The organism is Methylophilus sp. 42 (assembly GCF_000384155.1).
Classification (GTDB): domain Bacteria; phylum Pseudomonadota; class Gammaproteobacteria; order Burkholderiales; family Methylophilaceae; genus Methylophilus.
Genome location: NZ_KB913031.1, coordinates 2,032,888 through 2,054,507 on the forward strand (window position 1 = coordinate 2,032,888; position 21,620 = coordinate 2,054,507).

The 21,620-nt window shown below is 49.1% G+C and carries 18 protein-coding genes; 9 read left to right on the forward strand and 9 right to left on the reverse strand.

All coding sequences use genetic code 11. The annotated features are described in order from the left end of the window. The first annotated feature begins 53 nt into the window (after positions 1-53). The 8 genes from MET42_RS0109740 to MET42_RS0109780 all read left to right on the forward strand — a co-directional run bounded on the left by MET42_RS0109740 (position 54) and on the right by MET42_RS0109780 (position 10,013). The gene (locus MET42_RS0109740; protein WP_019882754.1) at positions 54-1,835 is read left to right on the forward strand and encodes a glutamine--tRNA ligase/YqeY domain fusion protein; all 1,782 of its coding nucleotides are present in this window, start codon (positions 54-56) and stop codon (positions 1,833-1,835) included. Positions 1,836-1,881: 46 nt separating this feature from the next. Beyond that, positions 1,882-2,106 (forward strand): addiction module protein, encoded by a 225-nt coding sequence (locus MET42_RS0109745; RefSeq protein WP_019882755.1) that lies wholly within the window; start codon positions 1,882-1,884, stop codon positions 2,104-2,106. A gap of 474 nt (positions 2,107-2,580) precedes the next feature. After that, a complete protein-coding gene (locus MET42_RS0109755; RefSeq protein ID WP_019882757.1) occupies positions 2,581-3,600 on the forward strand; it encodes an ATP-binding protein in 1,020 nt (339 codons plus the stop codon). After that, positions 3,597-4,106, forward strand: a complete 510-nt coding sequence (locus tag MET42_RS0109760) for a hypothetical protein (protein WP_019882758.1) — start codon at positions 3,597-3,599, stop codon at positions 4,104-4,106. Before MET42_RS0109755 ends, MET42_RS0109760 begins: the two co-directional genes overlap by 4 nt. 18 nt (positions 4,107-4,124) lie before the next feature. Beyond that, the gene (locus MET42_RS0109765; RefSeq protein ID WP_019882760.1) at positions 4,125-4,679 is read left to right on the forward strand and encodes a flavin reductase family protein; all 555 of its coding nucleotides are present in this window, start codon (positions 4,125-4,127) and stop codon (positions 4,677-4,679) included. Between the two features lie 272 nt (positions 4,680-4,951). Further along, a complete protein-coding gene (locus MET42_RS0109770; protein WP_019882761.1) occupies positions 4,952-7,159 on the forward strand; it encodes an HAD-IIB family hydrolase in 2,208 nt (735 codons plus the stop codon). 2 nt (positions 7,160-7,161) lie between these two features. After that, positions 7,162-9,111, forward strand: coding sequence for an alpha-amylase family protein (locus MET42_RS0109775; protein ID WP_019882762.1), 1,950 nt, complete (start codon positions 7,162-7,164; stop codon positions 9,109-9,111). A 26-nt stretch (positions 9,112-9,137) separates the two neighbouring features. Next, a complete protein-coding gene (locus MET42_RS0109780) occupies positions 9,138-10,013 on the forward strand; it encodes a mechanosensitive ion channel family protein (protein ID WP_019882763.1) in 876 nt (291 codons plus the stop codon). Positions 10,014-10,058: 45 nt separating this feature from the next. Here the strand turns inward: MET42_RS0109780 and MET42_RS0109785 are convergent, their stop codons facing one another. From MET42_RS0109785 to rlmE, 5 genes are all read right to left on the reverse strand, one after another. After that, complete coding sequence (locus tag MET42_RS0109785; protein ID WP_019882764.1) at positions 10,059-10,556, reverse strand: hypothetical protein; 498 nt, start codon at positions 10,554-10,556, stop codon at positions 10,059-10,061. A 16-nt stretch (positions 10,557-10,572) separates the two neighbouring features. After that, the gene (glmM, locus tag MET42_RS0109790; protein WP_019882765.1) at positions 10,573-11,925 is read right to left on the reverse strand and encodes a phosphoglucosamine mutase; all 1,353 of its coding nucleotides are present in this window, start codon (positions 11,923-11,925) and stop codon (positions 10,573-10,575) included. 40 nt (positions 11,926-11,965) lie between these two features. Further along, positions 11,966-12,790 carry a dihydropteroate synthase gene (gene folP, locus MET42_RS0109795; protein WP_019882767.1) on the reverse strand — a complete coding sequence of 275 codons (825 nt, stop codon included), beginning with the start codon at positions 12,788-12,790 and terminating at the stop codon, positions 11,966-11,968. Between the two features lie 93 nt (positions 12,791-12,883). Continuing rightward, positions 12,884-14,794 (reverse strand): ATP-dependent zinc metalloprotease FtsH, encoded by a 1,911-nt coding sequence (gene ftsH, locus MET42_RS0109800; protein ID WP_019882768.1) that lies wholly within the window; start codon positions 14,792-14,794, stop codon positions 12,884-12,886. A 147-nt stretch (positions 14,795-14,941) separates the two neighbouring features. Next, a complete protein-coding gene (rlmE, locus tag MET42_RS0109805; protein ID WP_019882769.1) occupies positions 14,942-15,562 on the reverse strand; it encodes a 23S rRNA (uridine(2552)-2'-O)-methyltransferase RlmE in 621 nt (206 codons plus the stop codon). Positions 15,563-15,617: 55 nt separating this feature from the next. Between rlmE and yhbY the strand changes: the two genes are divergently transcribed. Continuing rightward, positions 15,618-15,926, forward strand: a complete 309-nt coding sequence (gene yhbY, locus MET42_RS0109810; RefSeq protein WP_019882771.1) for a ribosome assembly RNA-binding protein YhbY — start codon at positions 15,618-15,620, stop codon at positions 15,924-15,926. Between the two features lie 74 nt (positions 15,927-16,000). Here yhbY and MET42_RS0109815 read toward each other — a convergent pair whose 3' ends face one another. The 4 genes from MET42_RS0109815 to carA all read right to left on the reverse strand — a co-directional run bounded on the left by MET42_RS0109815 (position 16,001) and on the right by carA (position 21,413). Continuing rightward, positions 16,001-16,456, reverse strand: a complete 456-nt coding sequence (locus MET42_RS0109815; protein ID WP_019882773.1) for a DUF4149 domain-containing protein — start codon at positions 16,454-16,456, stop codon at positions 16,001-16,003. A gap of 12 nt (positions 16,457-16,468) precedes the next feature. Next, positions 16,469-16,951, reverse strand: a complete 483-nt coding sequence (greA, locus tag MET42_RS0109820; protein WP_019882774.1) for a transcription elongation factor GreA — start codon at positions 16,949-16,951, stop codon at positions 16,469-16,471. Between the two features lie 107 nt (positions 16,952-17,058). Next, entirely contained in the window at positions 17,059-20,274 is a 3,216-nt protein-coding gene (gene carB / locus MET42_RS0109825) for a carbamoyl-phosphate synthase large subunit (RefSeq protein ID WP_019882775.1), read from the reverse strand. Then, positions 20,274-21,413: a glutamine-hydrolyzing carbamoyl-phosphate synthase small subunit gene (gene carA, locus MET42_RS0109830; RefSeq protein WP_019882776.1), complete on the reverse strand. Its 1,140-nt coding sequence runs from the start codon at positions 21,411-21,413 to the stop codon at positions 20,274-20,276. The genes carB and carA overlap by 1 nt, the downstream gene beginning before the upstream one ends. Positions 21,414-21,620 lie beyond the last annotated feature (207 nt).

The following is a 21,620-nucleotide window of genomic DNA, read 5'->3' on the forward strand; positions in this document are numbered from 1 at the left end:
GCACAGCACGAAGCGTGTAAAATAGACATACTTTAGAAACTTCAAGAACCGCCATGTCGACAGAAAAAGAACCGATTCCAGCCGCCTCCAACTTTATCCGTGCCGTGATTGATAAAGACCTCGCAGAAAACAAGTACGCGAGCAAAAAATGGGCTGGCTCGCCAGGTGACGCCGCACACCAAGCCAGTGGCCAGGTAGACTTCGCTAAAATCCGCACCCGCTTTCCACCCGAGCCTAACGGTTACCTGCACATTGGTCATGCCAAATCGATCTTTTTAAACTTTGGCCTGGCGCGTGATTACAACGGTGTTTGCCACTTGCGCTTTGACGATACCAACCCTGAGAAAGAAAGCCAGGAGTATGTAGACAGCATCTCTGACATGGTGCAATGGCTGGGCTTTGGCTGGGACAATGCCACACCTAACGGCAACAAAGAAACGAATCTGTACTTTGCGTCAGATTATTTCAACGTGATGTACCAAGCGGCTGAAGCGCTGATCCAGCATGGCCACGCCTATGTGGATGAACAAAGCGCCGAGGATATGCGTATTAACCGTGGCACCCTGACCGAGCCTGGTAAAGATTCGCCTTTCCGCACACGCAGCGTTGAAGATAACCTGCGTATTTTCCGTGAAATGCGCGATGGCAAACATGCCGATGGCAGCATGATTTTACGCGCCAAAATTGATATGGCCTCGCCTAACATCAATATGCGCGACCCGGCCATTTACCGTATCCGCCGCGCGCATCACCATAACACCGGTGACCAATGGTGCATCTACCCAATGTACACCTTCGCGCACCCGATTGAAGATGCGCTGGAGCAAATCACCCACTCCATCTGTACGCTGGAATTTGAAGACCAACGCCCATTCTACGACTGGCTGATGGCACGCCTGGTCGAAGCAAACCTGCTGGCCAACCCGGTGCCTTACCAGTATGAGTTTGCGCGCTTGAACCTGACTTATGTGGTGCTTTCCAAACGCAAACTGATTCAACTGGTGGAAGAAAAACATGTATCAGGCTGGGATGACCCACGCCTGCCCACCCTGGCCGGTGCGCGTCGTCGCGGCTACACGCCAGAAGGTTTTAAGCTGTTTACTGATCGTATCGGCGTCTCCAAGGCTGACTCCTGGATTGATTACAGTATCCTTGAAGACTGCATGCGCGAAGTGCTCAACGAATCCGCACCACGCAAAATCGGCGTGCTTGATCCGATCAAACTGATCATCGACAATTATCCCGAAAATCAGGAAGAAGACTGCTACGCGCCTAATCATCCGCAAAAACCGGATTTGGGTAAACGCGTGGTCAAACTTTCCAAAGAGTTGTGGATTGAGCGCGAAGACTTTATGGAAGAGCCAAGCAAAGGCTACTTCCGTCTGTTCCCAGGCAATATGGTGCGCCTGCGCTATGGCTACGTGGTCAAATGCATCAGCTGTGAAAAAGATGCCGCAGGCAACGTCACTACCGTGCATTGCGAATACCTGCCAGACACCAAATCTGGCACACCGGGTTCAGACAGCGTCAAAGTCAAAGGCAACATTCACTGGGTAAGTGCAGCGCATGCCTACACCGCTGAAATTCGACTGTATGACCGCCTGTTTAAAGACGCGCATCCGGGTAGCGGCGATAAAGACTTTCTGGATGACATTAACCCGAATTCAGTGACCACCATTACTGCGCAATTGGAACAAGGTGCGCAAGACGCCCGCGCAGGGGATATTTACCAGTTTGAACGTCACGGCTATTTTGTCGCTGACCGCAAAGACAGCGTAGCAGGCAAGCCGGTGTTTAATAGAACGGTGACATTGAAGGACACTTGGCAGAAATAAATAGAAATGCCATGATGTTAGTCAAACGATTGCATGGATCTATCAGATGAAAACCTCAGAGATTATTTCCGAATTGGCCAACCTGCCGATTGATGAGCGTGCGATGATCGCAGATAGCCTATTGCAAACACTCAACGCAACGCACCCGGAAATCGAGCAAGCCTGGTTGAAGTTAGCGCAACAGCGTTTGTCCGAAATCAGTACTGGCAAAGTGCAAACCATAACCGCCGAAGCGGTATTTGAAACAATTGATAATCGCTTGGGCGCATGAAATTACGCTTTCACCCGGAAGCCGCTTTAGAGCTTGAAAAAGCCATTTTTTATTATGAAGACCGCCAAACATGGTGTGCAAACAGCTGAATCTTGGATTCAAATCTACAGTGCAGCTAATAGCAGAGCACGCACAAGCGTGGACAATGATTAAACACAATATTCGGCGTATCTTGGTACGCCGTTTTCCATATGGCGTGCTGTATTCAGTTGTGAATGATGAAGATTTATATACTTGCCGTCATGCACTTGAATCGTGAGCCAAATTATTCAAAAAATCGTTTATGAATAATCAGAGCGAAGATTTTGAAGATACTTTTAAGGGAGTCGATGCAGCACTAAGGCGTGCGGCTCAAACAGCAAAAAACTTGCTGAGAAAAATGGTACACCTTTTGTAGTAGCTGAGGCTAAAAGCAATGATCAGTTGCATCATCATGATGGTGCGTATAAATAAATAAGTTACGGCGGAATCTAAATGTTAAAAAAATTTGATATAGAAAATTTTGGGCCAATCAAAAAGATAAGTTGCAATCATTTACAAAATATCAATCTGATAATTGGCAAAAATGGCTCTGGTAAAACTTTTCTACTTAAGACCCTATATAGCACAATCAAATCTCAAGAAGAATTTGGTAGAGGTGACGATAAAAGAGATTTCTCAGAAGTTCTCGCAGATAAACTTTATTGGACATTTCAAGCAGAAAAACTTGGCGACTTAGTTACAAAAGGAAGTGGTAATCGCCTTAAAGTTTCTGTATCAATGTCTGACAACACGTCCCTCGCATATGACTTTGGTCAAGACACCACAAAAAAAATAACCCCACTCCATAATAATCTTGAAAAACGTCAATTCAACTCCGTTTTCCTACCTCCAAAAGAGGTATTAACTCTAGAAAAAGTAATTATCAAATCAGCATTGCAAGATAAATCTTTTGGATTTGATGCTACATATTCAGACCTCGCTCTTGCCTTAAGAAATCCAACGCAGAGAGGCAGAAATTATGATGCATTTACAAAATCTCGTCAGTTATTAGAGTCAATGTTTGAAGGAAGAGTTGAATACGATGCAACAGCTGAGAAATGGATTTACAAACAAGGTAGTAGCAAATTTTCAATAATGACAACAGCAGAGGGAGTAAAAAAAATAGCAATCCTAGACACTTTACTTGGTAATCGATATTTAACACCTGAGTCGGTCATTTTTATTGATGAGCCAGAGTCTGCATTGCATCCAACTGCAATTATTAAATTTATGGAGATATTAGCCTTACTAGCTAAACTGGGAATACAAATCTTTATTACTAGCCATTCTTACTTTGTTATAAAAAAACTTTTTCTTATTTCTCAACAAGAGAATTTATCAATTCCCACATTTGTAGAAAATCAAGAAAAAAAATGGATTCATTACAATTTAAAAGATGGTATGCCAGACACTGAAATCATTAATGAATCAGTACGTCTGTATGAAGAAGAGCTAGAGGTATCGCTCAGATGACAATTGTATTTCAAGAATCCGGGCTAAATTTCGGCCCATTTAATGAGAATAGTATATTTCGTATTGAACAATCTAAAAGTTACGTAAAGATTCAACAGAATACTAAAATTGCAGAGTTCCTATGGGTTTCAGATAGCCAAAAGCTGTGGATTGTAGAAGCAAAAACTTCAATTCCAAAACCAACGAACACTGAGGACTATGAAAAATTCTTCGATGATATTAGGTGTAAAATTTTGAACGCTATTTCACTGACAGTATCAGGCGCACTAAAGCGAAGCCATGTAGACTTAAGAGAGATTCCTGAAGAAATATTAAATTTAAATTGGTCAACAATAGATATTCATTTAGCTTTAGTAATACCCGATGTTCCCAGAAGCATGTTACCGCCGATTACAGACAAATTTAGAGCCATCATGAAGGGTTATATAAAACCATGGGGAATCAGTGAACCAGCGGTGAATGTGCTAAATAGAGAGCAGGCAATAAAACACAACTTATCGAGTTAATTATATTCCAGCTACTCAATGAAAACTTCATTGCAAAATCATTTCATAAGACTACTCAATCACGGCCCGACCACCCTGATTACCTCAGCCCATGCTGGCCAAAACAACATTATGGCAGCGGCCTGGGTGTGTGCCTTGGACTTTAACCCGGCAAAAGTCACAGTGGTGATTGATCGCAACACCTACACGCGCGAACTGATGGAGGCCGAAGGTACGTTTGCCATTAACCTGCCTTGCGTACAACAGATTGAGATGGTCAAAAAAGTTGGCGCGATCAGTGGCCGCGATTTGCCTGGCACGGACAAGTTTGCCGAATATGGCATAGCAACTTTTGCTGCAAAGGAAATCAGCGCCCCGCTGGTACAAGGCTGTGTCGGCTGGCTGGAATGCAAAATCATCTCTGAGCCACACAACCAGAATACTTACGATTTATTTATCGCTGAAGTCGTGGCAGCGCATGCCGACGAGCGCGTGTTTTCTGATGGCCGCTGGCACTTTGATGGCCATGATGCATTACGCACGGTGCACCATATTGCCGGTGGCGTATTTTTTGCCACAGGCCAGCAATGCTAGCGCTGTAATCTCATCACCCCACCTTCAAAAAGCCCTGCCGTGTTTGCAGGGCTTTTTCATTTTCAGACAATTCCTACAAGCAGAAAATAAACTTACCTGCCATGAAGGTGTCAGGTTTAACAGAGCTTTTTAATGTGTAAGCGTGTGACATAAGCACGGCTCAGGCAGCAAACACCGCTGTCAATCTGACTATCGCACCTTCGCATACTGTCTTTGGCAAGTAAGCCAGTGGCGTCCTTGTCTACCCTACCTTCATAAGCAGTCAGGTAACTATGCGCGCAAAACTTGAACAAAAAACAGATCAGCTATATGTACTCCTTATCAGTGTCCACGGCCTGATCAGGGGCGAAGCACTTGAACTTGGTGTCGATGCCGATACCGGCGGCCAGTGTACTTATGTGCTGGATTTAGCCAAAGCGCTGGCTGAACACCCTGAAGTGGGCAAAGTCGATTTGATGACACGCCTGATTGAAGACCCACAGGTATCGCCAGACTATGCGCAGGCTGAAGAAAAACTGAGTGATCATGCCCGCATTATTCGTTTCCCATGTGGCCCCAAGCGCTATATGCGCAAGGAGACCTTGTGGCCGCACCTGGACCAGATGGTGGATCGCTGCCTGCATTATTTGCGCCAGCAAGGTCGCTTGCCGGACGTGATTCACTCGCATTATGCCGATGCCGGATACGTCGGCCGCCAGCTCTCCATGTTGCTGGGTATCCCGCAAATTCACACGGGGCATTCGCTGGGTAAACCCAAACAGGAGAAATTACTCTCCAGTGGCCGCAAAGCCACCAATATTGAAAAGCAATTTAACTTTGAGCGGCGCATTGCCGAAGAGGAAGCGCTAATACAGCACGCCTCCATGATCGTGACCAGTACGCGCCAGGAGGTTGAACTGCAATATGGCATGTATGCGCAACCAGACACTAGAAAATTCAGAGTTATCCCGCCAGGCACCGACACTTCGCGCTTTTCACCACCCGGCAGGCGACCGATTGCAGACAACGTAGAGCAAAGCATCGCACGCTTTTTAGAGCATCCTAAAAAGCCGATGATTCTATGTATCTGCCGACCCGAAATGCGTAAAAACATCCAGGGCCTGATTGCGGCTTATGGCAATCACCCTGCCCTGCAAAAACGCGCCAATCTGGTACTGGTGGCTGGTAGTCGTGACAATATCCGAAATCTCGAAAAGTCTCAGGCAGCAGTACTCAATGAGTTGCTGCTGGATATTGACACTTATGATTTGTGGGGCAAAGTGGCAATCCCCAAAAGCCATGCACAGGAAGAAGTGCCTGAACTTTACCGTTTGGCCGCCAAGAGCCGAGGTATGTTCATTAATGCCGCGTTTACCGAACCGTTTGGACTGACCTTGCTGGAAGCCGCCGCCTGCGGCTTGCCGGTGATTGCGCCTGACGATGGCGGGCCGCGGGACATTCTGGCGAATTGCCATCACGGTTTACTGGTGGATACACTCGATAGCGATGCCATTGGCGAAGCATTGTTATCGGCGCTGACTGACAAGCCACGCTGGCGAAAATGGTCTAAGAGCGGCGTGATCAATGTCAAACGGCATTACACCTGGGCTGGCCACGTCAACAAATACGTTAAAGAAGCCCGCGCTTTATTGCGTAAGCAACGTAAAAACCTGCGCAAACAACAGATCGCGTTGCACAGCGGAAAATCTGCAATTCCATTGGCGCAGCATGCGTTTATCACCGATATCGATAATACCTTGCTTGGCCAGCGTGACGGACAGGAAGCCTTGGTGGAATGGTTAATCGACAATGTCGGCTATACCATTTTTGGCATCGCCACCGGTCGCCCGCTAGAGAGTGCTATTGATATATTGCGCAAAAATCGCATCCCGATTCCCGATGTGCTGATCACCTCGGTCGGCTCCGAAATTCACTATGGTATACGCCGTATTCCGGACATCGGCTGGGCGAATCATATCCGCCACCTGTGGCGGCGCGACGATGTGGTCAAGGCCATGCAAGAGATTCCAGGCATACGTTTGCAAACTGCTGACAACCAACGGGAATTCAAAATCTCTTATCTGGTGGACTCACAAATCATGCCCGCAGTAGAAAAAATCAGCCAGCATTTGCATGCACGTGGCCTGCATGCGCAGATCATCTATTCCCATGGTGAGTTTCTCGACCTGTTACCAATACGCGCTTCCAAAGGGCACGCCATCCGCTACCTGTCATATAAATGGGGGCTGCCATTGGCCAGTTTCCTGGTCTCGGGTGATTCTGGCAATGACATCGAAATGCTGGTGGGCGACACCATGGCGGTGGTGGTTGGCAATTACAGTGAAGACCTCATCCACCTCAAAGGGGTGCCACGTATTTATTTCGCCCAGGCCCAATATGCGCATGGCATTTTAGAAGGCATGCAACATTACAAATTTGGCGTCGCCGCTAATAAAACCCCAAAACCTACGCCTGAACAAGCCGCCATGGAGGATGCTTAATTATGTATGAGCAAATCTCGCACTCTTTGCTGAATGACATCCTGACACAATGTAAACAACCCAAAGGCGAAGATTGGCAGCATTTTTATACCCGGCTGGGCGCCAACTTTTATGCGATTCATTCGCTGTTTCAACACTTATATGGCCAGCGCGAAGACTTTAAAGCCCAACTGGGCAGGCTGGTCACCGTGCTGACGCAGCAATATGCGCAGCGGGCAGCGCATTTAAGAGCCAAAGATCTGGAGCGTGAAAAGAACCATGACTGGTTTATGCAACAAAAGTGGGTAGGCATGGCCATGTATTGCCAGGGCTTTGCCGGCAACCTGGCCAATATGCGCGAAAAACTACCTTACCTGCAAGAGCTGGGCATTAACCTCGTGCATATTTTGCCGATTTGTGACTGCCCGGAGCAACAGAATGATGGTGGCTACGCGGTGCGTGATTTCAGGCAAGTCGACGCGCGCAACGGCAGCATGGCAGACCTCGAACAGCTAATCGCGGCGATGCAACAATCCGAGATGTTGCTGACACTGGACGTGGTGGTCAACCACACCTCGGATGAGCATGCCTGGGCGAAACAGGCCAAACTAGGCGATCAGCAGTATCAGGATTATTACTATATGTACCCTGACCGTACCATTCCGGATATGTTCGAGGCCGCCATGCCCGAAGTGTTTCCTGAAAACGCACCGGGCAGTTTTACCTTGAATCCTGACACCGGTAAATGGGTGATGACGGTGTTCAACCAATATCAATGGGACCTCAATTACAGCAACCCGGCAGTTCTGATTGAAATGGTAGACATCATTTTATTCTGGGCTAATAAGGGCGTGGATATTCTGCGCCTGGATGCCGTGGCTTTTCTGTGGAAGAAAATAGGCAGTAGCTGCCAGAATGAGCGCGAGGCACACCTGATTCTGCAATTGCTCAAGGACTGTTGCCAGGTCACCGCGCCCGGGGTTATTTTTATTGCCGAAGCGATTGTGGCGCCGATAGAAATCATCAAGTATTTTGGCGAAGACGCCATTAACGCCAAAGAGTGTGAGATCGCCTATAACGCCACCTTTATGGCGCTGTTATGGGACGCGGTTGCCACCAAACAAACCGTGCTACTCACCAGGGGGGTAGAAGACTTGCCAGAGAAACTGGACCGTGCGACCTGGCTCAATTACGTGCGCTGCCACGATGATATCGGCCTGGGCTTTAGCGACCGGGCCATTATTGCCGCCGGGTTTGAACCCGTCTCGCACCGCCGCTTCCTGGTGGACTATTACACCGGCCATTATCCGGAATCCAATGCCCGTGGCTTTGCTTTTGGCGTCAATAAAAAAACCGGCGATGCCAGAATTTCAGGTGCCCTCGCTTCACTGGCCGGGCTGGAATCCGCACTCGCCAATCAGGACCAAGCTGCGATAGACAACGCTGTCCTCACTATCGTCTTGCTGCACAACCTGATCATGTCGTTTGGTGGTATCCCGCTACTTTATTATGGCGACGCGGTCGGCACCTTGAATAATGACAGCTACCTGCAAGATGAGAACAAAATGCATGATAACCGCTGGGTACACAGGCCAACGCTGGATTGGGAGGTATTGGCGCTCAAGAATGAAGCAGGCACCGTGCAACAGCGCCTGTTCAGCCGAATCAAGCAACTCATTGCTATCCGCAAGGAAATTTCGGCGTTTGCCGACTTAAACAATCGCGAACTGATCGCACTTGATCATCCACATTTATTCGCTTTTTACCGCTATGTGCAAACCGGCATGCACCCCAAAGTCGTGGTGATTGCCAATTTCGATACGGCCCCCCAAAGCGCTCCCTTGCAGGTATTCAGGCAAAAAGGCTTGTTTAAAACCCCGGTATTGACTGAGCTATATAGCGGTCAAACGCTGCCTACTGATAAAGACAGCATAGAAATCCCCCCCTTAACCGCTTACTGGTTATCGACTTAAATCAATCGAAAGGAATGTGAAACACAATGTCTTGGCTTACTTATTTAGGGATCGAAAATCCGACTGAAATGCTGGCTCTGGTTAAAACCCTGCTCCGTATTTTTGTCATTGTCGGCGTCGCCTATTTCCTCAATCGCTTAAGCAAACAACTGATTGTGAAACTCAGGGATAAATTGAACGCAAGAAGCGCAGACAATATTGAAGAGATTAAACGCCTGAATACACTCAGCATGGTACTGCGCTATATCGTTACCACCGTCATTTTGGCCATTACCATCGTCGAAATCTTACATGAATTGGGCATCTCCATCGCACCCGTGCTGGCGGCAGCGGGCGTGGTCGGCCTGGCGGTCGGCTTTGGTGCGCAAAGCCTGGTCAAGGATTATTTTAATGGCTTTTTTCTATTGCTGGAAAACCAGATCCGTAAGGATGATGTGGTTGAGATTGCCAATAAATCAGGCCTGGTGGAAGAAATTACACTCCGTTATATCAAGATGCGTGATTACGAAGGCAACGTGCATTATGTGCCCAATGGTCAGATTACCACGGTGACTAACCGCTCACGCGATTTTGCCTATGCGGTGATGGATATCCGGGTGGGCTATGACGAAAATATCGCCAAGGTGATGCAGATTATGCATGAGGTCGGTGCCAGCATTCTGCAAGATACGCAATTGCAGGACAAAGTACTGGATAAACTGGATATTGCCGGCGTAGACAACCTGGCGGAATCTGCCGTGATTATCCGCTGCCGCATGAAGGTTCGACCTTTGGAACAATGGACCATCAAGCGTGAATATTTAAAACGGATTAAAAACGCATTCGATGCGCAGCAGATTGAAATTCCATTTCCACACCTCACTGTCTACCAGGGCCCAGCGACTGAACCGCTGGCTGCTTAATAAAAAAGCGGGCACGATTGGCCTACCATTACAGGGCCCGCCTTTTTATGGCCGCTGACCTTGCCGTTTTTGCTTGTAACGGTAGGCCAGCAGAATGAGGATACCGGCCACATTCGGCCACCAGATATACCAGTGAGACCAGGGAATACCGTCCACTTTGAAGTCAGAGATCGGCCAGAACATTGGCGTGGCAAAGTATTGCAGGCTATGAAATGGAAAGTCCAGCGTAATATGGAACGGCCAGGCCAGCATGGCGAACGCAATATCCTTGCGCCATATTGCCACCAGGCCAATCACGGCAAAGGCAATGACAAAACTATGGCCAACGGTGTAGGCCGGATAAATCCAGGCGGGCAATGTAGCCAGTGCAGGCTTGCCGAAGCTGTAATTGCCTTCTATCACCCGCAATAACAACAAGGCACCGAAAGAAATCAGGTCAGGCATGGCTCCCATCAGGGCAGCGAATTTGGGGTACGTGGGTCGAGCATTCTTGCGAAAGCCAAACAGGCCATAACCCCATAAAGCGTGACTAAAGGTGTCCATGCATATCTCCGAAAAATTAAGCAGCCAGTTGGCGGATGACCTCGGCAAGCTGTTCTGCCTGTGATTGCACCAGCCCCTGGTTTAAGCCTTCAACCATGACGCGGATTTTGGGTTCGGTGCCAGAAGCGCGTAGTAACACGCGGCCTTCACCATTCAGGGTGGTTTCCGCCTGTTTAACAGCGGTTTGCACCGCAGCCTGGTTCAAATCCAGCTTTTGTTTGGTAGTGACATTAATCAGTACTTGCGGGTACAAGGTCAAATCTGCGCCCAACTGCTGTAACGTCTTACCGCTTTCACGCACCGATTGCAGCACTTGCAACGCCGCAATAATGGCATCGCCACTGGTATGTTTATCCAGCGTGAGAATATGGCCGGAATTTTCGCCGCCCAGCTTCCAGTTTTTTTCTTGCAATAACTCCAACACATAACGATCACCCACTTTAGCGCGGCCAAATGGAATCTGGTGTTTTTGCAGCGCATGCTCCAGTGCCAGGTTGGTCATGAGCGTGCCCGCCACACCGCCCTTGAGTTTACCTTTGGCATATAGGCCCATGGCGATGATATACAGCAACTGGTCGCCATCCAGCAGATTCCCGGCGCCATCTACCATCATCACACGGTCACCATCACCGTCAAAGGCGATGCCAAGATCCGCCTGGTGCTCAACCACGGCTTTTTGCAACGCCTGCGGATGCGTGGAACCCACGCCCTCATTAATATTGAGTCCATCCGGCTGGTTGCCAATGGCAATCACATCGGCACCTAGCTCATGGAATACCGGCGGTGCCACGTGGTAAGTCGCGCCATGCGCGCAATCCAACACGATTTTGAGGCCACGCAAATCGAGATGGTTAGGGAAGGTACTTTTACAGAACTCTACATAGCGGCCAGCGGCATCATCAACGCGCTTGGCCTTGCCTAGTTGCGCCGACTCCATGACTTGCATGGGTTTAGCCAATTCGGCTTCAATCGCATGCTCAATATCATCTGGCAACTTGGTGCCTTGCGCAGAGAAAAACTTGATGCCGTTGTCGTAATACGGGTTATGCGAAGCTGAAATCACAATGCCGGCCTGTGCACGCAAGGCACGCGTCAGGTAAGCTACGGCAGGCGTTGGCATGGGGCCGGTAAGCAACACATCCACACCCGCGGCAGACAAGCCGGCTTCAAGTGAGGCCTCCAGCATATAGCCAGAAATGCGCGTATCTTTACCAATCAGTACTGTGGGGCGTTTGCCCGCGGGCAAGTGCTCGTGGCTAGCCAAGACACGCCCAGCGGCATAGCCCAGCTTCATCACAAATTCCGGGGTGATCACGGATTCGCCCACGCGACCACGAATACCATCGGTGCCAAAATACTGTTTACTCATCGCTCTTATCCTTCTCTTGCTTGTTCTTTTGTCTGTTTGTTTACTGCAACGCTGCAACGACCTTAAGTGCTTCAACGGTTGCTTTGACATCATGCACGCGTAATAAATGCGCACCTTGCATGGCACTGATCACCGCCGCTGCCACACTGGCATGCAGGCGCGCATCCACATCATTACCAGTCATTTGTCCCAAGACTGACTTACGTGACAATCCAACTAGCAAGGGACAATGTAAATCCAGCAACTGTGGCAAGGCTTTAGCCAATGCAATATTGTGCGCCCGGGTTTTACCAAAACCAAAGCCGGGGTCTAGCATAATGCGATCCTGCGCAATGCCCGCCGTCAGGCATGCATCTCTCTGCTCGCGTAAAAACTTTTTTACTTCAGCGACCACATCATCATAGTGTGGCTCTAGCTGCATGGTTTGCGGCGTACCCTGCATATGCATAATACAGACGCCGGCATGGCTATTAGCCACCGCTTCCAAGGCCCCTTTTTCCTGTAATCCACGGATGTCATTCACAATGCTGGCACCAGCGGCAATCGCGGCACGCATGACCTCGGGTTTATAAGTATCTATCGAAATCGGGACAGGGATATCACGCGCAATCAATGCTTCAATCACCGGGATCACACGTTGTAGTTCTTCTGCCAGCGGTACTGGCGTCGCATTCGGCCGCGTCGATTCGCCGCCAATATCAAGTACCGCAGCGCCCTGCTCTATCAAGGCCAGGGCATGAGCCACTGCAAACTCAACCTGGTTAAACTGGCCGCCATCGGAGAAAGAGTCTGGTGTGACATTGATAATCCCCATGACCTTGGGCGTATCCAAATCGAGGCGAAAGCGGCCACAGTGAAATTGCATGTGTGATTGATTTCCCAAAAAATAAAGGCTGGCAAATGCCAGCCTTGTTATTTTAACTGAAAGCCCGGTTGCAAAATACCCGGTTAATCAATGTTAGGTATTACTTTCAGTGTCATCGCCTTTAGCTGTTGGTTGTGGTGTCGGGTTCACCATTGGACCTGTGCCGCTGCCACCGGAACTGATAGTTGGGCCATTTTTAGGCTTAGGCGCACGCACTGGCAAACCAGCCATAATGTCATTTACCTGATCTGCATCAATGGTTTCAAACTCCATCAGGGCTTTAGTCATGGCTTCAACCTTGTCGCGGTTATCTTCCAACAATTTACGCGCAATGCCATATTGCTCATCCAGAATGCGACGGATTTCAGCATCGACCTTTTGCTGCGTCGCTTCAGACACAGTACGGGAAGACATATTGCCCATCCATGAATCCTGCTCGCTACCGGCATACACCATGGTGCCTAAACTATCAGACATACCAAACTTGGTCACCATATCGCGCGCCATTTTAGTGGCACGTTCAAAGTCGTTTGACGCACCCGTAGACATTTGATGCATGAAAATTTCTTCGGCAATACGGCCACCAAACAGAATCGAAATATCTTCCAGCATTTTGTCTTTGTAGTTGCTGATGCGGTCGTGCTCAGGCAACTGCCAGGTCAGGCCTAAAGCCCAGCCACGCGGCATAATTGTCACTTTGTGCACAGGATCCGCTTTTGGCAACAACTTGGCCACGACAGCATGGCCGGATTCATGATAAGCCGTGTTCAAACGCTCTTCTTCACGCATCACCATAGACTTGCGCTCAGGGCCCATGAAGATTTTGTCTTTGGCATCTTCAAAGTCCTGCATATCCACCGTGCGCTTGTTGCGACGTGCTGCAAATAGCGCAGCTTCGTTGACCAGGTTAGCCAGGTCAGCACCACTAAAGCCTGGTGTACCACGCGCCAGAATATCCGCTCTGACATCTGGATCACTCGGCACTTTGCGCATATGCACGTTTAAGATCTGTTCGCGACCCTTGATGTCAGGCAGGCCAACCATCACTTGGCGGTCAAAACGACCTGGACGTAATAGCGCTTTATCCAGCACATCAGCACGGTTAGTCGCGGCAATCACAATCACGCCGGAGTTTGCCTCAAAGCCATCCATCTCAACCAGCATCTGGTTCAGGGTTTGCTCACGCTCATCGTTACCACCACCAGTACCCGCACCACGATGGCGACCTACCGCGTCGATCTCGTCAATAAACACGATACAAGGTGAGTTTTTCTTGGCGGTTTCAAACATGTCACGCACACGCGCAGCACCCACGCCGACAAACATTTCTACAAAGTCAGAACCGGAGATACTGAAGAAAGGCACTTTGGCTTCACCGGCAATCGCGCGTGCCAGCAAGGTTTTACCAGTCCCTGGAGGGCCAACCATCAGTACGCCACGCGGAATACGGCCACCCAGCTTCTGGAACTTGCTCGGGTCTTTGAGGAACTCAACCAGTTCAGCAACTTCTTCTTTGGCTTCATCGCAACCGGCCACATCGGCAAAGGTAGTGCTATTGTTAGACTCGTCCAATTGACGTGCCTTGCTTTTGCCAAACGAGAATGGACCACCGCCCTTACCACCACCTTGCATCTGGCGCATAAAGAAAATCCAGACGCCAATCAGTAGCACCATCGGGAACCAGGAGACAAAAATACTCATGAGCATAGACTCATGCTCTTCCGGCTTGGCTTCAACAATCACGTTATTTTTCAGCAGATCGGACACCAGCCATGGGTCTGAAGGCGTGAAGGTATCGTAGTTTTTACCTTCATTGGTTGTCACATGCAATGAACGGCCATCAATTTGGACTTTTGCAACACGGCCATCTCTGACCTCTTGCATAAATTGCGAGTAAACCACCTGACCACTACTTCTGCCGGTGCCGGTAAATTGATTAAATACCGTCATCAGCAACAAGGCGATCGCTACCCAAATCGCGATATTTTTCAATAGATTATTCAAGGTGGTTCCTTAATTTAAAATCGAAAGGCAGGGAGGTCCCTATCTGGAACAATGGAGGCAAAACCAAACTTTTCAAGCCTTTAATGGCATTGTATACCCAATTTTTTGCTTATGCGACGAAAACTAAACGCTGAAAAGCATTGCAATTCAAGCTTTACGTTGCAAGCCCAGCAAATAAACTTCACTGCTGCGATCACGTGAGGCTTTCGGTTTACGTGTCACTACTTTTTCAAATTGGCCACGCATTTGTTTCACAATTTCGTCAAATCCGCTGCCAATAAATACTTTGACCAGAATATTGCCACCTGGTTTCAGCCATTGTTGACAAAAATCCAGCGCCAGTTCAGTCAGGTAGGTCGCGCCCGCCTGATCAACATCTTTCAAACCACTCATATTCGGCGCCATATCGGCAATAACCAAATCGACAGGTTTGCCATTGAGTGAAGCTTCCAACTGCTGCAGTACCTCTTGTTCACGAAAATCGCCACAAATAAACTCCACGCCAGGAATCGGATGCATTTCCAGAATATCCAGCGCAATCACGCGTCCCTGCCCTTTAATGCGCTGTACCGCCACCTGCGACCAGCTACCTGGCGTAGAACCCAGGTCTACCACCGTCATACCTGGTTTGATCAATTTGTCCTTGTCGTCGATTTCCAGCAATTTATAGGCAGCGCGTGCACGATAGCCGTCTTTTTGCGCGCGTTTCACGAACTCGTCGTTCAAATGTTCCTGCATCCAGGCTTTACTGGTTTTAGAGGGTTTCATAGGGGGAATTCCTGCTTCATGCTAAAATACTGATTGTTTTCAAGGAAATTTTTGCATGCAATTAAATAGCAAACAAATCGCTTATTTACGTGGCCTGGCACACAATTTAAACCCGGTGGTCATGTTAGGCAACAATGGCCTCACCGATGCCGTGTTAAAAGAAATTGATGTCAGCCTCAATGCCCACGAACTGATTAAAGTACAAGTGGCCGGTGATGATCGCGAACTACGCAAATCATTGCTGACTGATATCGCGGATAAAACCAATGCGATTGCCGTGCACCACATTGGCAAACAGCTGGTGTTTTACCGCGCCAGCGAAACGGTGAAAGCCTCGGCCAAGATCGTGATTCCAAAGCTGTAGAATGACAGATATAAAATCCCGGTAAAGGTCATCAATAAAAAACGCGCTACTGAAAGCGCGTTTTTTATTTACCTCTAGCTGGATTTAATCACCAACCAGACACCTAGCAAACATTCCACCAAGTAAGCAATGCTGGCAATGCCGTGCCAGGTTTTAAAACGGCTGGCAAACACGCTTTGCATCACATCATTCGGCAAAGCGCTTGCTTTCAATTGCGCCAGCAGCGGCTGAATGCCAAACTCACCGATCAGCACCAGTACCCACATCAGGAACACCACCCAAAACAAGCCTTGCTTGAACGCAGAGAAACCATCATTTGCCAGGCGCTGTATCAGCAACCATAATCCACTCGCCAAGCCAATATAGCTGACAATGCTAAATAGTTTTCCAGCCACCAGGCCAGCCAATTGGTGATCTGGAATGGTTTGGAACAAGACACTGGCGGTGATGGCCGTCATCCATAATGCGCCCACCCACGCTGTCAATAACAGCGGATTCATCCAACCTGTGAGTCCTGCTTGTTTGGCCATGGCCGTGCACTCCTAAATATAGAGTACTTCAATAATTTCGTACTCTTTGACGCCACCTGGTGATTGTACTTCAACCACTTCGCCTTCAGACTTGCCAATCAGGCCACGCGCAATCGGTGAGCTGACAGAAATCTTGCCGTTTTTAATATCCGCTTCGTCCTCACCAACGATCTGGTAGGTTTTGGCATCACCAGAATCCAGATCTTCAAAACGCACAGTGGCACCAAACACCACGCGGCCTTCCGCGTTCAACATGGTTGGATCAATCACTTGCAAGTTAGATAACTTGGCTTCCAGTTCGGAGATACGGCCTTCGATAAAGCTTTGACGCTCTTTGGCAGATTCGTATTCAGCATTCTCAGACAAGTCACCCTGTGCACGCGCTTCAGCAATCGCCTGAATGATATTAGGGCGATCTACCGCACGCAAACGTTGTAATTCTTCTTTGAGCAATTCTGCACCAAGCACGGTCACAGGAATTTGATGTACTGCCATGTTGAAATACCTTCAAAAAATAAGTATAAAAAAAATAAACCACACCCGAAAGAGCGTGGCTTATTTCAAATATCAATTACATCTATGCAATTGAACTTAAGTGTAAGTTAAGCCAAGCGTTTGTGCAAGTCCTGCACTGAGTAGACATTCATGTCCTTGCTTTGCGCCATGCCGATACAAGCGGCACGTGCACCAGCCAGGGTCGTGTAATACGTGACCTTGTTTTGCAGCGCGCTGCGACGAATCTCGTAAGAATCCGTAATGGCTTTCTTATCCTCAGTCACATTGACAATCAAACTGATCTCATCGTTCTTGATCATGTCGACAATATGCGGGCGACCTTCGGCCACTTTGTTCACAGGAGACACGTCCAGACCTTGCTGTGACAAGGCACGTGCAGTGCCTTTAGTCGCCACCAGGGTAAAGCCAAGTTTGACCAGATCTTTGGCAATGTCGATCACTTTTGCGTGGTCTTCGTTGCGCACACTGATAAACGCCTTGCCGCCAGTAGGCATTTTCACAGAGGCACCCAGTTGCGACTTCACAAATGCTTCAGCAAACGTCGTGCCTACGCCCATGACTTCACCAGTTGACTTCATTTCCGGACCCAGAATAGTATCGACACCCGGGAACTTGATGAAGGGGAACACGGCTTCTTTCACTGAGTAATAAGGTGGTACGACTTCTTTGGTGACACCTTGTGATTTCAGTGATTGACCTGCCATACAACGCGCGGCAATCTTCGCCAGTTGCAAGCCACAGGCTTTGGATACGAACGGTACTGTGCGGGAGGCACGCGGGTTGACTTCCAGCACGTAAACCACTTCACCTTGTTCGGTATTTTGCACGGCAAACTGCACGTTCATCAGGCCTTTAACGCCCAAGGCTTTGGCCATTTGTACGGTTTGTTTGCGCAGTTCATCCTGCAGGCTGTCGCTCAGGCTATAAGGGGGCAATGAACAAGCGGAGTCACCAGAGTGCACACCGGCTTGTTCCACGTGCTGCATGATACCGCCGATCAACACGTCTTCGCCGTCGCTCAACGCATCGACGTCGACTTCAATCGCGTCATTGAGGAAACGATCCAGCAATACCGGAGATTCGTTAGAAACTTTTACCGCCTCACGCATATAGCGCTCGAGCTGGCTTTGCTCATGCACGATTTCCATGGCGCGACCGCCCAATACGTAAGAAGGACGCACCACCAATGGGTAACCAATCTCTGTCGCCAGGCGAATCGCCTCTTCTGGCGCACGCGCAGTACGGTTAGGTGGTTGCTTCAGATTGAGGGTATGCAACATTTGCTGGAAACGCTCACGGTCTTCCGCACGGTCAATCGCGTCTGGCGTGGTACCTATGATAGGCACACCGGCTTTTTCCAGGTCACGCGCCAATTTCAATGGCGTTTGGCCACCGTATTGCACAATCACACCGACCGGTTTTTCGATATTGACGATCTCGAGTACATCTTCCAGGGTCACTGGCTCGAAATACAAACGGTCAGACGTATCGTAATCGGTAGAAACTGTCTCTGGGTTACAGTTCACCATAATGGTTTCATAACCATCTTCGCGCATGGCAAAGGCCGCATGTACGCAGCAATAGTCAAACTCAATACCCTGGCCAATACGGTTAGGACCACCGCCCAATACCATGATCTTCTTGTTATTGGTTGGCTGTGATTCGCACTCTTCTTCATAAGTAGAGTACATATACGCCGTATTGGTCGCAAATTCAGCGGCACAGGTATCCACGCGTTTGTACACTGGACGCACATTCAGTGCCTGGCGGAACGCACGCACCGCGTGCTGATCCGTGTTCAGCAATTTAGCCAAGCGGCGGTCAGAGAAGCCTTTACGCTTCAGGCTGAACAGCGTTTCCTTGTTCAAATCTGCCAATGACTTCACCGACAGCGACAGTTCCAGCTTGATGATCTCTTCAATCTGTACCAGGAACCAGCGGTCGATTTTCGTGATATCGAAAATCTCGGCAACACTCATGCCCAGACGGAAAGCATCTGCCACATACCAGATACGCTCAGGGCCAGGCTCACCCATTTCCTTCACGATACGGTCTTTGTCATCGGTGACAGAATCCAAGCCATCAACGCCCACTTCCAGGCCACGCAAGGCTTTCTGGAAAGATTCCTGGAAGCTACGGCCCATCGCCATCACTTCACCTACAGATTTCATCTGCGTAGTTAAACGGCTATCGGCCTGCGGGAATTTCTCGAAAGCGAAACGCGGCACTTTGGTCACCACGTAGTCAATCGATGGCTCAAACGAAGCTGGCGTCTGACCACCCGTAATTTCATTACGCAATTCATCCAGGGTAAAACCCACGGCCAATTTGGCGGCCACTTTGGCAATCGGGAAACCGGTGGCTTTAGATGCCAGCGCAGATGAGCGCGACACACGCGGGTTCATCTCAATCACGATCATGCGGCCATCATCAGGGTTGATGGCGAACTGCACGTTAGAACCGCCAGTATCGACACCAATTTCACGCAGCACGGCCAATGAGGCGTTACGCATGATCTGGTATTCTTTGTCGCTCAGCGTTTGTGCGGGCGCCACCGTGATACTGTCGCCAGTATGCACACCCATCGGGTCCAGGTTTTCAATCGAACAGATGATGATGCAGTTGTCCGCTTTGTCGCGCACCACTTCCATCTCGTATTCTTTCCAACCCAGCAGCGACTCTTCAATCAGCAATTCGTTGGTAGGTGACGCATCCAGGCCGCGTTCGCAAATGGCGATAAACTCTTCGCGGTTATAAGCAATACCGCCGCCGCTGCCACCCATGGTGAATGAAGGACGGATAATCGCAGGATAACCAATCGTTGCCTGCACTTGCAGTGCCTCTTCCAGGCTATGCGCAATCGCAGAGCGTGCAGAACCCAGGCCAATTTTGGTCATGGCTTCTTTAAACTTCTGGCGATCTTCGGCTTTATCAATCGCTTCTTTAGATGCACCAATCAGCTCGACATTGAATTTCTGCAATACGCCGTGCTTGTCCAGATCCAGCGCACAGTTGAGCGCAGTCTGGCCGCCCATGGTAGGCAGCAATGCATCCGGACGTTCTTTTTCAATAATCTTTTCCACCATCTGCCAGGTAATTGGCTCGATGTAGGTCGCATCCGCCATTTCCGGGTCGGTCATGATGGTCGCCGGGTTAGAGTTCACCAAAATAACGCGGTAACCTTCTTCACGCAAAGCCTTACAAGCTTGCGCACCTGAATAGTCGAACTCACAGGCCTGCCCAATGACAATGGGACCGGCACCGATAATCAGAATACTTTTAATGTCAGTTCTTTTTGCCATTAGATGGACTTTCTTTCTTGCATTAACTGGATAAAGCGGTCAAACAACACGCTCATTTCTTGCGGACCCGGGCTGGCTTCAGGGTGACCCTGGAAACTGAATGCTGGTTTGTCAGTACGCGCAATGCCTTGCAGGCTGCCATCAAACAAGGACACATGTGTCACTTTGACATTGGCTGGCAAGGTCGCAGGATCGGCGGCAAAACCATGGTTCTGGCTGGTGATATACACACGCTTGCTTTCAACATCCTGCACGGGATGGTTAGCGCCGTGGTGGCCAAATTTCATCTTCAATGTTTTAGCACCGCTGGCAAGGGCCAGCAATTGGTGGCCCAGACAAATACCAAACGTTGGGATACCAGTATCAACCAGTGTTTTAATCGCGCTAATCGCGTAATCGCATGGCTCTGGGTCGCCAGGGCCGTTAGACAGGAAAATACCATCAGGCTTATAAGCCAAGGCTTGCTCTGCTGTCGCCTGTGCTGGCAACACCGTGACCTTACAGCCACGCGAGACCAGCATGCGCAGAATGTTGCGTTTCACACCGTAGTCAAACGCGACCACATGGAATTGTGACTCAGCCTTTTTGCTAAAGCCTGCGCCTAATTGCCACTCGGCCTCAGTAAACTCGTAAGGCTGGGTACAGCTCACCACCTTGGCCAGGTCCATGCCAGCCAGGCCAGGGAAGCCATTCGCCAAGGCCAGTGCCTGCGCTTCATCGACAGACTCACCAGCCATAATACAGCCAGCCTGAGCGCCTTTTTCACGCAGAATACGGGTCAGTTTGCGGGTATCGATATCAGCAAGTGCCACCACATTGTTGGCCTTGAGATAATCAGAGAGATTTTGTTCACTGCGGAAATTGCTTTCCAATAAGGGCAAGTCACGAATAATCAGACCCGCAGCATAGACTTTGCCTGACTCGACATCTTCACTATTGGTACCGTAGTTACCAATGTGCGGATAAGTCAGTGTCACAATTTGTTCGGTATAGGAAGGATCGGTAAGAATTTCCTGATAACCGGTGATGGAAGTGTTAAACACCACCTCACCGACCGTATGACCGGAAGCGCCAATGCTAATGCCCTTAAAAACAGTTCCATCTGCTAACACTAAAATCGCTGGAATTGTTTTTGACACCTTTAGCTCCTTAAGTTTGATACGAAACACATCGTTTAGAGGGTTCATCGCATCGCCAGAAACCGGGTTCAAGCTGCGGTGAATAGATGTGCAAAACGGGAAAAGCTTGTTGGACTCTTCCCGTTCAGAATTAAAGCATTATAGCGCAAATCGACTGCCCACTCAAGGGCAACTCGCAGGCAATACTGCTTTGGTGACTCAAACCAG